Source organism: Microbacterium canaveralium (genome assembly GCF_047238045.1).
Taxonomy (GTDB): domain Bacteria; phylum Actinomycetota; class Actinomycetes; order Actinomycetales; family Microbacteriaceae; genus Microbacterium.
On the sequence record NZ_JBDFMA010000003.1, the window covers coordinates 2,079,326 to 2,093,680 of the forward strand.

13 protein-coding genes and 1 tRNA gene are annotated in these 14,355 nt (G+C 70.7%); 1 reads left to right on the plus strand and 13 read right to left on the minus strand.

The annotated features are described in order from the left end of the window. Nucleotides 1-72: 72 nt before the first annotated feature. Together ilvA and ABC271_RS10965 are read right to left on the minus strand one after the other, a co-directional pair. Nucleotides 73-1,302 carry a threonine ammonia-lyase gene (gene ilvA / locus ABC271_RS10960; protein ID WP_412924900.1) on the minus strand — a complete coding sequence of 410 codons (1,230 nt, stop codon included), beginning with the start codon at nt 1,300-1,302 and terminating at the stop codon, nt 73-75. Beyond that, nucleotides 1,299-2,489: an AI-2E family transporter gene (locus tag ABC271_RS10965; RefSeq protein WP_412924901.1), complete on the minus strand. Its 1,191-nt coding sequence runs from the start codon at nt 2,487-2,489 to the stop codon at nt 1,299-1,301. The genes ilvA and ABC271_RS10965 overlap by 4 nt, the downstream gene beginning before the upstream one ends. Nucleotides 2,490-2,560: 71 nt before the next feature. On the opposite strand from ABC271_RS10965, the gene ABC271_RS10970 reads away from it, so the two are divergent. After that, nucleotides 2,561-3,829, plus strand: coding sequence for a winged helix-turn-helix domain-containing protein (locus ABC271_RS10970; RefSeq protein WP_412924902.1), 1,269 nt, complete (start codon nt 2,561-2,563; stop codon nt 3,827-3,829). Nucleotides 3,830-3,850: 21 nt separating this feature from the next. Here the strand turns inward: ABC271_RS10970 and ABC271_RS10975 are convergent, their stop codons facing one another. The 11 genes from ABC271_RS10975 to ABC271_RS11025 all read right to left on the minus strand — a co-directional run bounded on the left by ABC271_RS10975 (nt 3,851) and on the right by ABC271_RS11025 (nt 14,290). Further along, a complete protein-coding gene (locus tag ABC271_RS10975; RefSeq protein WP_412924903.1) occupies nt 3,851-4,420 on the minus strand; it encodes a LemA family protein in 570 nt (189 codons plus the stop codon). Nucleotides 4,421-4,540: 120 nt separating this feature from the next. Beyond that, a tRNA-Leu gene (locus ABC271_RS10980) sits at nt 4,541-4,614 on the minus strand. Between the two features lie 89 nt (nt 4,615-4,703). Continuing rightward, entirely contained in the window at nt 4,704-6,089 is a 1,386-nt protein-coding gene (locus ABC271_RS10985; protein ID WP_412926139.1) for an NAD(P)/FAD-dependent oxidoreductase, read from the minus strand. A gap of 8 nt (nt 6,090-6,097) precedes the next feature. Next, nucleotides 6,098-7,408: a S8 family serine peptidase gene (locus ABC271_RS10990; RefSeq protein WP_412924904.1), complete on the minus strand. Its 1,311-nt coding sequence runs from the start codon at nt 7,406-7,408 to the stop codon at nt 6,098-6,100. Next, nucleotides 7,405-7,923 (minus strand): DUF501 domain-containing protein, encoded by a 519-nt coding sequence (locus ABC271_RS10995; RefSeq protein ID WP_412924905.1) that lies wholly within the window; start codon nt 7,921-7,923, stop codon nt 7,405-7,407. The genes ABC271_RS10990 and ABC271_RS10995 overlap by 4 nt, the downstream gene beginning before the upstream one ends. Nucleotides 7,924-7,971: 48 nt before the next feature. Next, a complete protein-coding gene (locus ABC271_RS11000; RefSeq protein WP_412924906.1) occupies nt 7,972-8,577 on the minus strand; it encodes an FtsB family cell division protein in 606 nt (201 codons plus the stop codon). A gap of 176 nt (nt 8,578-8,753) precedes the next feature. Beyond that, on the minus strand, nt 8,754-10,034 hold the full coding sequence (gene eno / locus ABC271_RS11005; RefSeq protein ID WP_412924907.1) for a phosphopyruvate hydratase: 1,281 nt from the start codon (nt 10,032-10,034) through the stop codon (nt 8,754-8,756). Between the two features lie 159 nt (nt 10,035-10,193). Then, nucleotides 10,194-10,880, minus strand: a complete 687-nt coding sequence (locus ABC271_RS11010) for an O-methyltransferase (RefSeq protein ID WP_412924908.1) — start codon at nt 10,878-10,880, stop codon at nt 10,194-10,196. Nucleotides 10,881-10,911: 31 nt separating this feature from the next. Then, nucleotides 10,912-11,724, minus strand: coding sequence for a cytochrome c oxidase assembly protein (locus ABC271_RS11015; RefSeq protein ID WP_412924909.1), 813 nt, complete (start codon nt 11,722-11,724; stop codon nt 10,912-10,914). 233 nt (nt 11,725-11,957) lie between these two features. Beyond that, nucleotides 11,958-12,767, minus strand: a complete 810-nt coding sequence (locus ABC271_RS11020) for an SGNH/GDSL hydrolase family protein (RefSeq protein WP_412924910.1) — start codon at nt 12,765-12,767, stop codon at nt 11,958-11,960. A 77-nt stretch (nt 12,768-12,844) separates the two neighbouring features. After that, complete coding sequence (locus ABC271_RS11025) at nt 12,845-14,290, minus strand: MFS transporter (RefSeq protein ID WP_412924911.1); 1,446 nt, start codon at nt 14,288-14,290, stop codon at nt 12,845-12,847. Nucleotides 14,291-14,355: the final 65 nt, after the last annotated feature.

Below are 14,355 nucleotides of genomic sequence, written 5' to 3' on the forward strand. Positions count from 1 at the left end.
TCGCGTTACCGCGTTCGGGGCGTGAGAATGCCGCCCCAAGGTGCGTCATGCGCCCCGAACCGCCGGTCGGTGTCAGTTGGGCACGACGGTCGCGATGAAACCGGCTTGTTCGAGCGTGCGGATCACGAGCGCACGATGCTCGGCGCCACGGGTCTCCACGCTCAGCTGCAGGATCACCTCGCTGATCTGCAGGCCCTGCCCGTGCCGCGTGTGCAGCACCTCGATGACGTTGGCGCCCACCTGCGCCAGCAGCTCCGACACGCGCGCGAGCTGGCCCGGCCGATCGGGAAGCGGGATGCGCAGCGACATGTAGCGCCCGGATGCCGACAGTCCGTGCGCGACGACACGCTGCAGCAGCAGCGGATCGATGTTGCCGCCGGAGAGGACCGTGACCGTCGTCCCCGTGGCTTGGATCTTGCCGGCGAGGATTGCGGCGACCCCGACCGCGCCGGCAGGCTCGACGACCTGCTTGGCGCGCTCGAGGAGCACGAGGAGGGCGCGGGCGATGTCGTCCTCCGTGACGGTGACGACCTCGTCGACGTACTGGCGGATCAGCTCGAAGGGTAGATCGCCGGGACGCGCGACGGCGATGCCGTCCGCGATCGTGGGCGTCGTCGGCACCTGGATCGGATGGCCGGCAGCGAGCGACGTCGGGTAGGCCGCGGAGTTCTCTGCCTGGACGCCGATGATGCGGACCTCGCGTCCCTCGGCGGCCGCCCGTGCCTTGATCGCGGCGGCCATGCCCGCCGCCAGGCCGCCGCCGCCGATGCCGACGATGACGGTCTCGAGATCGGGCAGGTCCTCGACGAGTTCGAGACCCAGGGTGCCCTGTCCGACGATGATGTCGCGGTGGTCGAACGGGTGGATCAGCACCGCGCCGGTGCGTTCGGCGAACTCGGCTGCGAGCCGCAGCGGCGTCTCGACGGTCGCGCCCTCGAGGACGACCTCGGCACCGTACCCCCGCGTCGCGAGGAGTTTGGGGACGGGGACACCGAGGGGCATGAAGATCGTCGCGGAGATACCCAGCTGCTGCGCCGCAAGCGCGACGCCCTGCGCGTGGTTGCCCGCCGAGGCCGCGACGACACCGCGCGCGCGCTCCTCCGCCGTCAACCGGGACAGCCGGTAGGTCGCGCCGCGGATCTTGAAGGAACCGGTGCGCTGGAGGTTCTCGAGCTTGAGGTGCACGGGGACGCCGAGCAGTTCGGTCAAGTGCAGCGATTGGTCGAGCGGCGTCCGCGTGATGATGCCGCGCAGGGTCTGCGCGGCATCCTCGAACTCGGCCAGGGTGGGCGTGTCGTTCATGATCTCCTTCCGCGGTCGCGGGGCACGGTCTGCCAGATGAGGTCGGCGGAATCGACGGAAGCACCGTCGTCGCGCCACGCGTGGCTGCTGAGGTACACCGCGACGACGTTGACGAACGCGGCGAGCGGCACCGCGAAGAGTGCGCCGGGGATGCCGCCCACCATCGCCCCGCCCGCCACGACGAGGACCACCGCGAGGGGGTGCACCTTGACCGCCGAGCCCATCAGGATCGGCTGCAGCACGTGACTCTCGAGCTGCTGGACGCCGAGCACGACGATGAGCATGAACAGCGCGATGAGCGGGCCGTTGTAGACGAGCGCGATGAACACCGCGAGGGTGCCCGTGACCACGGCGCCGACGAACGGCACGAACGCGCCGAGGAACACCAGCACACCGATCGGGATCGCGAGCGGAACGCCGAGGAGGAAGGCGCCGAGTCCGATGCCGACCGCGTCGATCGTCGCGACGAGCAATTGCGTGCGGGCGTACGTGACGACCGTGCGCCACCCGGCACGGCCCGAACCGTCGACGGCCGGTCGCGCCACCCGCGGGAAGAGTCGGGTCGTCCACCGCCAGATGCCGCCGCCGTCGGCGAGGAGACAGAGCAGGATGAACAGCGTCAGCAACAGGCCCGTGGCGACGTGACCGATCGTGGTGCCGATCGCGAGGGCCCCCGTCCACAGCACCTCTGCCTGCTGCTGCAGGAAGGATCCCGCCTGCTGCAGACCGTCATCGATCTGCTGGGCGCTGAGGTGCAGCGGACCGTCGATGAGGTATTGCCGGAACTGCCCGACGGCGTCGACCGTCCGGTCGCGGACCGAACCGAACTCTCGCGTGATCTGCCACACCGCGAGCCACAGCAGACCCGAGATGACGGCGATGGTGCCGAGAACCGTGACGACGATCGCGAGCCAGCGCGGCCACCGGTGCCGGAGCAGGAATGAGAAAGCCGGCCACACGAGTGCGGTGATGAGGATCGCGACCAGCAGCGGCACCACGAGGAGCTTCAACTGGATGACCAGCCACACCACCACACCGATCGCCGCGGCGATGACGAGCAGACGCCACGAGTACGCCGTGACCTGCCGGAGCGCCGGCGGAATCGCCGGGGAGAGATCGCTGGAGACCGTGCGCCGCCGGAGGGCGTCGAAGAACGATCCGCGGTCCTCGGGATCGGTTCCGGTCATCCCGCCAGCCTACCGCCGCGCCCGAGGCATGAACGTCCGGAATGTCGGAGGCGCCGTCTACGCTGGCGCGCATGACCACGACCCTTCGGCGCGCTGACGCGCGCCGCATCGCGTTGGCCGCCCAGGGCATCGGCCGTCCCCGTCCCACGGCAGTGGGCACCCGCCAGATCACCGCCACGCTGCAGCGCATGCGGATCCTGCAGATCGACTCGGTGAACGTCTTCTCGCGCAGTCACTACATGCCGCTGTTCGCGCGGCTCGGGGCCTACGACACGACGCTCCTCGACCGTCTCGCCTTCTCGCGGCGACCCCGCTGGGTCGAGTCGTGGGCGCATGTGGCCTCCCTCGTCGAGGTCGCCGATTGGCCGCTCCTCCAGTTCCGACGCGACGCCCTGCGCGAGAAGTATGGCGCCGACGACTGGGCCCGCGCCAACGCCGGACTGCTGCGGTGGCTCCGCGACGAGCTGGCCGCGCGCGGGCCCCTTCGTCCCGCCGAGATCGAGCACGACGCCAGGGAAGGCTCGCGCGGATCCTGGTGGGGGTGGGACGACGTCAAGAACGGTCTGGAGCGACTGTGGCTCATGGGCGACGTCGCCATCGCGGGGCGCCGTGGGTTCGAGCGGCGGTACGCGCTGGCATCCCATGTCCTGCCCGCCGACGTCCTGGACTCCCCCGTCCCGCGTGCCGAGGCGATCGCCGAGCTCGTCCGGCGCGCCGCCGTGGCATACGGCGTCGCGACGGCGGCCGACCTCGCCGACTACTGGCGTATCCGCGACCGGCCGGCTGTCCTCGCGGCCATTCGCGACCTGGTGGATGCGGGCGAGCTCGAGCCCGTGACGGTGGAAGGGTGGCAGGCTGCCGGCCGGCCCGCCAGGGCGTGGCTCCACCGGGATGCCGCGCGCCCCCGACGCGTCGACGCGACGGCGATACTCACGCCCTTCGATCCGGTGGTCTGGTTCCGGGATCGCGCCGAGCGGCTGTTCGATTTCGACTACCGCATCGAGATCTACACGCCGGCCGAGAAGCGGCGCTTCGGCTACTACTCGCTGCCCGTCATCGTCGGCGATGACGTGGTCGGCCGCATCGACCTCAAGGCCGACCGGGCGGCCTCGGCTCTCCGAGTGCAGTCGGCCTGGTGGGAGCACGGCGCCCCGGCGGAAGCGGCGGAGCGCCTCGCGGCGGAGCTGCGTACCGCGGCGACCTGGCAGGGGCTCGAGCACGTCACCGTCTCGCGATGGGGAGATGCCACCGACGCCCTCGCCGGCGCCCTCGCCGCCGAACGGCACGAGCACCCCCAGGCGCCCCCACACGAAAGCGCCCCCTCGGCCGCGGTGGGCTGAGAGGGCGCCGTCTCGAGCGCGTCAGAACTGGACGCGCGGCGGCTCGGAGATCGCGGCGCCGTCGACGACCTCGAAGAACTCTCGCGACTGGAACCCCAGCTGACGAGCGAAGAGGTTGTTGGGGAAGACCTTGATCTTCGTGTTCAGTTCGCGCACGCCGCCGTTGTAGAACCGACGCGATGCCTGGATCTTGTCTTCGGTGTCGACGATCGACTGCTGCAGCTGCAGGAAGTTCTGGCTCGCCTGAAGCTGCGGATAGCCCTCGGCCACCGCGAACAGCGACTTCAGCGCCTGCTGCATGTGTCCCTCGGCCACACCCGCCTCCGCGGGGCTCTGCGCGGAGATCGTCTCGGCGCGAGCGCGGGTCACGTTCTCGAACACGGCCTTCTCGTGCGCCGCATAGCCCTTCACGGTCTCGATGAGGTTGGGCAACAGGTCGGCCCGACGCTTGAGCTGGACGGTGATGTCGCTCCACGCTTCATCGACACGCACGTTCAGCGAGACGAGCGCGTTGTACGTCGCCCAGAGATAGATCCCCGCGATCACCAAGATCGCCACGATCACGATGACGGGGACGAGCCACTCCCACATATTCGGGTTCTCCGTTCGACGACTGCCGGCACAATCCTAACGGCGCGGCCGCCGTCCAACAGGGGCCCGGGGCCGACTCCCAGTCGATACGCACGCAGCCGCACCATCACGTCGAGTACGTACCCCCGGTGGGACTCGAACCCACACCTGGAGCGATTTTAAGTCGCCTGCCTCTGCCATTGGGCTACGGGGGCGGATGCCTCGCTCCACCGTAATGCCAGAGGGCGCAGCCTCGAGAAACGACGAAGCCCCCGCACTCCGTGTACGGGGGCTTCGATCGGAATCACTTGGCGGCGACGGCCTCGGGCTTCTTCTCGGCCGGGGCCGACTCGGCCGCGGGCTGGGCGGGGCGGGGACGCGCCGCGAACTCCTCGAACGTCGCGCGGGGGTTCTGAACCGCCTCGAGCGAAACCGTCTCGCGGCCGTGGAAGAAGTTCTGCACCCAGTCGCCGACGACGCGGAACTTGCGCTCCCACGTCGGCATCGCCAGACCGTGGTAGCCGCGGTGCGCGAACCACGCCAGCAGACCGGTCAGGGCGATCTTGCCCGACTGGAATGCGCCGTTGTACAGACCCAGACCAGCGACTGCGCCGAGGTTCTTGTGGAAGTACTGCTTGGGCTGCTCGCCGCGCAGGACCGCCACGATGTTCTTCGCCATGAGCTTGCCCTGACGGACCGCGTGCTGCGCGTTGGGGACGCAGAAGCCGCCGACGCCACCGCCGGACAGGTCGGGGACGGCCGACACGTCACCGGCCGCCCAGGCGCCTTCGACGATCTCCTCGTCGGTGCCGACGCGCAGGTCGGGACGCGTACGGATACGGCCGCGCTCCTCGACGGGCAGGTCGCTGCCGCGCACGACGGTCGGGTTCGCCATGACACCGGCGGTCCAGATGATGAGGTCGGTGGGCAACTGCTCGCCGGTGGAGAGCTCGACGACGCCGTCGACGGCGCCCTTGACCTGCGTGTCGAGGTGGACGAAGGCACCCTTCTTCGCGAGGTCGGCGAGCACCCATTCGCTCGTCTTCTGGGACACCTCGGGCATGATGCGGCCCATCGCCTCGATGAGGTGGAAGTGGGTGTCGTCGAAAGCGAGCGTGGGGTACTGCTTGAGCAGCGACGACGCGTAGGCGCGGAGCTCGGCGAAGACCTCGATACCGGCGAAGCCGCCACCGACGACCACGACGGTCAGCAGTCGATCACGTTCCGGGCCGGCGGGGAGCACGGACGCCTTCTCGAAGTTCGAGGTCAGACGGTCGCGGATGGCGACGGCCTCCTCGATCGTCTTGAGTCCGATCGCGTTCTCGGCGATCCCGGGGATCGGGAAGGTACGCGAGACGGCACCGGCGGTGACCACGATCTGGTCGTACTCCTGCGTCCAGGTCTCGTCGCCGACGATCGGCGTGATCGTGGCCGTCTTGGTCGCGTGCTCGATCCCGGTGACCTTGCCCGCGATGACCGTGGTGCGCTTGAGGTGACGGCGCAGACCGACCACGACGTGGCGGGCCTCGATCTCACCGGCCGCGACCTCGGGGAGGAAGGGCTGGTAAGTCATGTAGGGCAGCGGATCGACGAGGGTGACCTCGGCCTCGTTGCGGCCGAGGAGCTTCTCGAGCTTCCACGCAGTGTAGAAACCCGCGTAGCCTCCGCCGACGATGAGGATCTTGGGCACGGTGCTGGTCACGATGGAAGAGACTCCTGGGTTGTGGTGCGGCTCGGCTCGCGATGTGTGCGCGCCTCTCGGATACGCCGGGCAGCAGCACTGACGCCGAGCGAGATCATTATAGCGGCGAGGGTCGCTCCCGCGAGCGGCAGCGTCCCGTACAGCAGGCTGTCGCGAGTCGGGAGCAGCGGAGACGAGGCGCGCGGCGCGGATTCGACCGGCGGCAGGGGCGGGATCTCGACGGGCGCCGCGGTGGGCGCTCCGGTCGGGGCGGGAGCGTCGGCCCGGCGGTAGAGGCGCACCCATTCCGCCAAGTCGCCGAGCGGGTTCGACGTCACGGAGGGCACCGCGCTCGAGGAGACGGCGGACGCGGCATCGACCAAGCCGTAGCCGTACAGCTTGTCCTGGCCCGACCCCGCACCGGGTGCCGGCTTGGCCGTGCGGATCAAGCGGTTGAGCACATTGTCGGCATCCAGGTCCGGATGCGCGGCACGGACCAGCGCCGCAATCCCGGAGACGATCGGCGCAGCCCCGCTCGTCCCGTTCCACTGCACGAGGGTGCCGTCCGCGGACACGCCCAGCAGACGCTCGCTGGGCGCGGACAGACCGATCGTGATGCCCTGGGTCGAGGCGTCATTGCTCGCCGCGCCCGAGGGGTCGACGCCGCCGACGGCGAGCACGCCCGGGATCGTGGCCGGTGCGCCGACGCGCGAGGTGCCACTCCCCCGGTTGCCCGCGGCCACGACCACGACGACATCGTGATCGAACGCGTACTGGAACGCTTCGTCCCAGCTGGGATCCCAGTCGAGGGTGTTCGTCGTCAGCGACATGTTGATGACGGTCGCGCCCTGATCGACCGCCCAATGCATCGCGTCGGCGATCTGCTCGGTGAAGGGCTTGGAGGTGACCGCACCGAACCCGACCGAGATCGAGAGCAGTTCGGCCTCGGGGGCGACACCGATCATTCCCTTACCGTCACCCGTGCCGCGTGCCGCGGCCAGCGAGGCGACCCAACTGCCGTGGTTCGAGTCGACGGCACCGACCGGCGTGCGCCCGTCGGCCGCGCCCACCCCGGACACGTCGGTGCCTCCGGCGACCACGCCCGAGAACTCCACCGGTCCGCGGGCGATACCCGTGTCGATGATCGCGATCTTCTGCCCCGCGCCGCGCGTGGTCTTCCACGCCTCGGTGATGCCGTACTGATCGAGCCAGTACTCGGCACCGCGCACCGGGTCGGCCGAATCCTGTGGTGCGGGTGTCGCCGCCGCCCCTGTCAGCACCACGACGCCCAGGACGACGGATGCCACGGCCGCGACGACGCGTCTCATCCGCCCGCCCCGGGAGTCTCGCATTCGCACCGCTCAGGCGACCATGTCCCCCGAGCGAGAGCCAGGTCGCCGATCGGGTTCACGCCGGGACCGGCGGCGAGCGAATGCCCCGCGAGCGCGTGGAGGCACTTCACACGCGTCGGCATTCCTCCGGCGGAGATCCCGGCGATCTCCTCGGGCTCGCCGTAGACCGCTCGGTCTCGCAGGTACGCCTCGTGAGCGGCCTGATACGCCGCGCGCAGATCGTCATCGCCGCCGAGCTGGTCGGAGAACTCCTTCATGACGTGTCCCGCCTCGAGCACCGACATCGCCGCGGTGGCGGCCGGGTGGGTGAGGTAGTAGAAGGTCGGGAACGGGCTGCCGTCGTCGAGGCGGGGGGAGGTGGCCACGACGGTCGGGTTGCCGCAGATGCAGCGCGCCGCGATGCCGATGACGCCGCGCGGCACACGACCCAGCTGCGAGCGCAGCACGTCGAGGTCGGCGTCGGAGGCGGGGGGCAGGGGCGGGGTGCTCATCGGTTCCAGGGTACCCGGCGTCCCGACACGCCCGTCGTGGGCCGTGGATCAGGGAGTCGATGCGGGGTCGGGAACGTCGACGGCCGGAACGGCGACCTGCGCGGAGCCCGCCGACGCCACCGACCTAACGAGCTGCGACATCCAGTCGGTGCGCGTCTGCCCGACGTCCTGCGAGACGTCCTGCTGCTCCTGGGGGGCCGCGGAGGCCGGCAGGTCGTCGTCGATGAGATAGACCACCTCGCCGGGCATCGTGTAGTAGAGGCGTTCACGCGCCTGGGTCGTGATGTACGCGGGATCCGACCATCGTTCGCGCTGCGATTGCAGGTCGGCGACCTCGCTCTGACTCAGGGCCACGGCGTTGCGGAGCGCCTGGATCTGCTGACGCTGGTCCATGTAGGTGCCCACCGTGGGGACGAGTACCAGGGTCCCGAGGACCACGAGCCCCAGCATGATCACCACGAAACCCGAGACGCGCAGACCCCCGAGCCACGCGCGCGCGTCCACGCGGCGCGGCCGGGCGCGCTCGCGCGAGGCGACCGTCGACGGGCCCGGAGCGACCTCCCGCACGGGTCGAGTCCGTCCGCGCTTCTTCCCCGCCGAGGTGGAGGGAGTGTCGTTCCGTCCGCGGGAGGACGGGAGCGTCGGTCGATCCACGACGTCTCCTTCCTCATCCACGCCGGAGTGCGGGCGCCGGACGGTATCCGACTCTACGTCGAGGGGCGCCGCGCTTCGGATGACGCGCCGGGCTCACGGCATCCCCTCGGGCCGCCCGTCCCGGCAACGACGAAGGGGGGAGCCCGAAGGCTCCCCCCTTCTCACGCGGGTGCGTTTCAGCCCTTGAAGCGGGGGAACGCCGAGCGACCGGCGAAGACCGCGGCGTCGCCGAGGTCTTCCTCGATGCGCAGGAGCTGGTTGTACTTCGCGACGCGCTCGCTGCGAGCCGGCGCCCCGGTCTTGATCTGGCCGGCGTTCACCGCGACGGCGAGGTCGGCGATCGTGGTGTCCTCGGTCTCACCCGAACGGTGCGACAGCATCGACGTGTAGCCCGAACGGGTCGCGAGGGCGATGGCATCCAGGGTCTCGGACAGCGTGCCGATCTGGTTGACCTTCACAAGGAGCGAGTTGGCGACACCGAGGTCGATGCCCTGCTGGAGACGCTTGGGGTTGGTGACGAAGAGGTCGTCGCCGACGAGCTGGACCTTGGAGCCGATCGCGTCGGTGAGCTTCTTCCAGCCGTCCCAGTCGTCCTCGGCGAGCGCGTCCTCGATCGTGACGATCGGGAAGTTGGCGACGAGGTCGGCGAAGTAGTCGACGAGTTCGTCGACGCTCCACGCCTTGCCCTCGACGGTGTAGACGCCGTCCTTGTAGAACTCGGTGGCGGCGACGTCGAGGCCCACGGCGATGTCGGCGCCGGGGGTGAAGCCGGCCTTCTCGATCGCGCGGATGAGGAAGTCCAGGCCCTCGCGGTTGCTGGGCAGGTCGGGGGCGAAGCCGCCCTCGTCGCCGAGACCGGTGTTGTAGCCCGCGGACTTCAGCTCGCCCTTGAGGACGTGGTAGACCTCGGTGCCCCAGCGGAGCGACTCGCCGTAGGTCTCGGCGCCGATGGGCGCGAGGAAGAACTCCTGGAAGTCGATGCCGTTGTCGGCGTGCTCGCCGCCGTTGATGACGTTGAACAGCGGGACGGGCAGGAGGTGCGCGTTGGGTCCGCCGAGGTAGCGGAACAGCGGCAGGTCTGCGCTGTCGGCGGCCGCCTTGGCGACGGCGAGCGAGACGCCGAGGATGGCGTTGGCGCCGGTGCGCGACTTGTTCTCGGTGCCGTCGGTCTCGATGAGGATCTCGTCGATGATGCGCTGCTCGCTGGCCTCGACACCCTCGATCGCGGGGCCGAGCTCGTCGACGACCGCGGCGACGGCCTTCAGGACGCCCTTGCCGCCGTAGCGGCTCTTGTCGCCGTCGCGCAGCTCGTAAGCCTCGAACGCGCCGGTGGACGCACCGGAGGGAACGGCCGCGCGCTGGACGATGCCGTCGTCGAGGAGCACCTCCACCTCGACGGTCGGGTTACCGCGCGAATCCAGGATCTCGCGCGCGTTGACAGCCTCGATAAGTGCCACGAAGGACTCCTCGTTGGTTCTGAGTGGAAGAGGGCGGAGCGTCGTCGGTCCGTTGTCGAGTCTAGTGACCGCCGTCGTCGCGCGTGTGGTCGGGTCGGGGCGGCGTTCGTGGCCGCGGGGCCCCAGGGGTGCACGCGGGGCCACGAACGTGCGGCACGATCACGACGGCGAGCCGACTCCGGATGCCACGGCGTCCGTCAGAACGGCCAGCGCGAGGCCGTCCCAGCCCTTGCGGTCGAGCGTCTGCAGCGCGGTCGCATCGAAGCGCGGGTCCTCGCCCAGCATCACGACACCCGCCCGCGCACCGGCCACTTTGGTGTCCCCCGGGCGCGGGTCGGCGACCGCCCCGGCGCGAACGACGTTATCGAGCACCACCACCGTGCCGGGGCGCCCCAGGCGGGCGGCCCAGTCGAGGTAGGCGGGATTCGACTCCTTGTCGGCATCCACGAAGACGAGGTCGAACGGCTCCTGTCCCACGAGCGTCGGGAGGACGTCGGTGCCGCGGCCGACACGGATCTCCACGCGGTCGGCGACACCCGCGCGCTCCAGGTTCGCGCGCGCAACGCCCGCATTGTGCTCCTCGGCCTCGATCGTCACGACCCGGCCGCCCTCGGGCAGCGCCCGCGCGAGCCAGATCGTCGAATAGCCGCCGAGCGTCCCGATCTCCAGCACCCGCCGAGCGCCGCTGATCCGCGCGAGCAGATGCAGAAACTTCGCGCTGACCGGTGACACCTCGATCGCGGGGAGGCCCGCCTCGTGCTGCGCGGCGAGCGCGGCATCCAGGGTCGGGTCGTCACCGATCAGGGTGTCGGTCAGGAAGCCGTCGACGTCGTCGTGGGTGGGCACTCCCCCAGCCTGGCGAGGCGCGGCCAGCGGGTCAACGGGGTCCGTGCAGGTGGGCCCGGGTCATCTCGTCGTACTCCGCGTCCGATAGGTCGTCGAAGCTCTTCGCCTCGGCGCGGTCGGTGCGCATCCACCGGATCATGAGGATGACGAGGATCGGCACATCCGCGAACTCGGCGATGAACCAGATCAGGTCACCGGCGAGATGCTGGTCGTGCAGCGTGGACGGCCACCACGCCACCGCCTGCGCGGCATCCGGAACGAGATCCAGCACGGTGTCGTTCAGCCGTAGGAGCAGGCCGGGGACGGAGTCGATCAGCAACTCGACGAACGCGAGCAGGAACTCGATCGCGATGAACGTGCCGGTGTGGACGGCTCCGAGCGCCATCATCGGCAGCACCATGGACAGCCCCACCAGCGGCACGAGGACGCCGAGCGACGCCTCGATCACGGGGTTCACGCGCAGGATGCCGGCCACCGGCGTGAGGAAGAGGCAGAACACCGCGGCGATGACGACCGTTGCGACCATCGCGTTGCCGGTGATCCGCACGAGGCGCGTCGCGAGGAATCGGTCCAGTCGCGCACGGCCGCGGTCCCCCGTCGCTCGGGCGTACAGGTCGAGGGGGCGGCCGGCGGCGATCCCGGCGGGGACGGCGAAGATCAGCAGCGCGACACGCGTCGAGAACGCCCAGCGCAGCTCGGACGAGTACGCCCCCAGGAAACCCAGCTCGATCACGGCGTAGGGCGCGAGACCGAGCGCGAAGAACCCGATCGTGCGGATCACGGGCCAGCGTTCGCCACGACGGCGCACGCGCGCGACGCCGACGAGATAGGCCACGGATGCCACGACGATCACGCCGAGCGGGACGGGCGCGGCGTGCCAGGTCGTCAGGAGCGTATGCAGAGGAGGCGTGGCAGCACGCTAGGCCGACGACCTATGCGTGGGCCGGGATCCCGGCGGTTCTGCCCGGTCTCGCGTGCCCAACTCCTGAGTGTCTGGTGGCCGCTCCCCGGTCCCGCGCGCGCCGCGGCGCCGCTGACCGGCGTGCCGAACAGAACTCAGGAGTTCGGGCCGACGACCTATGCGTGGGCCGGGATCCGCGCCGTCGTGAGCGCGGCGAGGACGGCGGGCAGGAGGGCCTCGGCCGTGCGCCGGTACCCCAGCGCGCTCGGGTGGAATCGATCGACGCTGAACATCTCGTCGGGTCGCTCGGCGAACACCGGTCCCACCGCCCGTGCGAGGGCGACGACGCGTCCTCCCGCCCGCTGCACGGCGGCGGCCTGCGCCGCGGCGAGCTGCCGGGACGACCGCGCGGCCAGCGCGCGCAGCGGCTGCGGGATCGCCCGGAGGGTCCCGAGGTCCGGACACGTGCCGACGACGACGGGGATGCCTCGATCGCGGAGCGCTCGTACGATGCCCTCGAGCTGACCCGCCGCTCGGGAAGCGGGGATGCGGTGCGTCACATCGTTGCCTCCGACGACGATCACCGCGACATCGGCGCGGTACTGGTCCGGCAGCGCCGCGAGCTGCCCCGTCAGCGCCGAGGTCTCAGAACCGACCACCGCGGACGTCCGGAGGCGCACCGGCCGCCCCTGCGACCGCGCGATCCCCTTCGCGAGCCGGGCGCCGAGCGTATCGCGTCGATGACCGGCCCCGAGGCCCGCCGCGATCGAGTCCCCTAGCAGAAGCAGATCGACCGGCGGACCCGGATGCTTCTTGCGCCGCCACACCCGATCGGCATCCAGAGCCTGCTCCCCCAGGGGCTTGCCGATCCGACGCCGCGCGATCGCGGCCTGCCGGGCGATGAGCGTGCGGATCCCTACGGCCGCCGCCCCCACGACCGCGACCGACGACGCCGCGGTCACCGTGATCGGCCGACGCCTGCGCATACGCCCATCCCACCGCTCCCCGGTGAACGGCGGGTGACGCGCGGTCGCGCGACCGCCGAGACGTGCGGGCGTCGGGCTCAGCCCTGGACGCGTCGGCGCCCCCGCGCGCGCAGCACGAGCGCGAGCACGAGCACCGCGACCGCGAGGACGATGTCGAGCGCGAGCCCGGCCAGCAGTTCGTCACGGCCGCCGACGCCGGTGAACGACACGACACCACCGATGACGATGACGCCGAAGGAGAGGGCCAGCTGCTGCGCCGTGCTGAACATCCCGCCCGAGAGCCCGGCCGCGTGCACCGGGACCTCGCGGACGACGAGTTGCGTCAGCGGCGAGAAGATGAGGGCCTGGCCCACGCCGAGGAGCACGAGCGCCGGCTGCAGCCACCACCCGATGTCGGTCCCCCAGGCCAGCACCACGGTCACCGACATCGCGACGAGCGCCACGACCTGCAGCCCGACACCCCACGCGAGCGTCGCATCGCCCAGGCGCGCCTGAACCCGCGCGACGGTCAGCGAGACGACGGCGAACACCACCGCGAACGGCAGCAGCGCGAGCCCCGCCTGCAGGGATGACATGCCGCCCTGCTCCACCGCCCGCGGGAACACGTACAGCAGCGCCGAGTACCCGGCGAAGAACAGCGCCGCCGACACCAGGCCGAGCTGCAGCGCGCGAAGTCGCAAGACACTCGGAGGAAGCAACGGAATGCGACCGCTGCGCTCGACGGCATCCTGGTGCCGCCACATCGCCACGAGGGCGATCGCGGCGACGAGGAGAGCGACGAGCACGGGCCACGACCAGTTCCACGCCGGTCCGAACGTCAGCGCCACCGAGGCGGCGAGGATGCCGATGCCCAAGGCGGCCGTGCCGACGAGGTCGATCGCGACGTGCTCGTGCGAGCGGCTGCGGGGGGCCAGCGGTGCGAGGGCCATCGCCGCGACGGCGACGAGAGCCACGACGACGAACACGGCGCGCCACCCGTCGACGACACCGAAGCTCGTCGCGGCGAGCGCACCGCCGACGACCTGCCCGACCGCCGCACCGATGCCACCGCTCGCCCCGAAGGCGGCGATCGCCCGCGTGCGCGCGACCCCACCGGACGTGGCCTGAATGGTCGCGAGCACCTGCGGGGTGCACAGCGCCGCGCCCACCCCCTGCACGACCCTCGCCGCGATCAGGGTCGGCACCGAGGGGGCGAGAGCACAGGCGACGGCCGAGACGAGGAACAGCCCCATGCCGACCGCGTACATGCGGTGACGACCGAAACGGTCACCGAGTCGCCCGCCGAGGATCAGCAGAACGGCGAACGGGATGCCGTAGCCGGCGATGACGAGTTCGAGCGAGACGTCGTCCGCGCCGAAGCGGTCGCGCAGCGTCGGCAGGATGACGGTGACCGCGTTGAAGGCGAATGTGCCGACGCCGGGTCCGAGGAGGAATCCGATGTAGCGCCAGGTCGGGACCGCGGGTGCGGCGTCGCCCGACGGCACGGGGGTGGTACCGGTGCCGGGGGATGCGGAGGTCGTCATGGTGCCAGCATGAGGGGTGCGTCATCCTGGTACCAGGAGAGTGTTCATCCTGGTAGTGGAAGCAC

Bases quoted from the DNA above. Each gene is read 5' to 3' on its own strand.
- ABC271_RS10995 (WP_412924905.1), bottom strand. From the start codon at position 7,923: ATGAGCACCCCGCCCCTGCCCCCCGCCTCCGACGCCGACCTCGACGTG.
- ilvA (WP_412924900.1), bottom strand. From the start codon at position 1,302: ATGAACGACACGCCCACCCTGGCCGAGTTCGAGGATGCCGCGCAGACC.
- ABC271_RS11020 (WP_412924910.1), bottom strand. From the start codon at position 12,767: ATGCGCAGGCGTCGGCCGATCACGGTGACCGCGGCGTCGTCGGTCGCG.
- ABC271_RS11025 (WP_412924911.1), bottom strand. From the start codon at position 14,290: ATGACGACCTCCGCATCCCCCGGCACCGGTACCACCCCCGTGCCGTCG.
- ABC271_RS10970 (WP_412924902.1), top strand. From the start codon at position 2,561: ATGACCACGACCCTTCGGCGCGCTGACGCGCGCCGCATCGCGTTGGCC.
- ABC271_RS10975 (WP_412924903.1), bottom strand. From the start codon at position 4,420: ATGTGGGAGTGGCTCGTCCCCGTCATCGTGATCGTGGCGATCTTGGTG.
- ABC271_RS10965 (WP_412924901.1), bottom strand. From the start codon at position 2,489: ATGACCGGAACCGATCCCGAGGACCGCGGATCGTTCTTCGACGCCCTC.
- ABC271_RS10990 (WP_412924904.1), bottom strand. From the start codon at position 7,408: ATGAGACGCGTCGTCGCGGCCGTGGCATCCGTCGTCCTGGGCGTCGTG.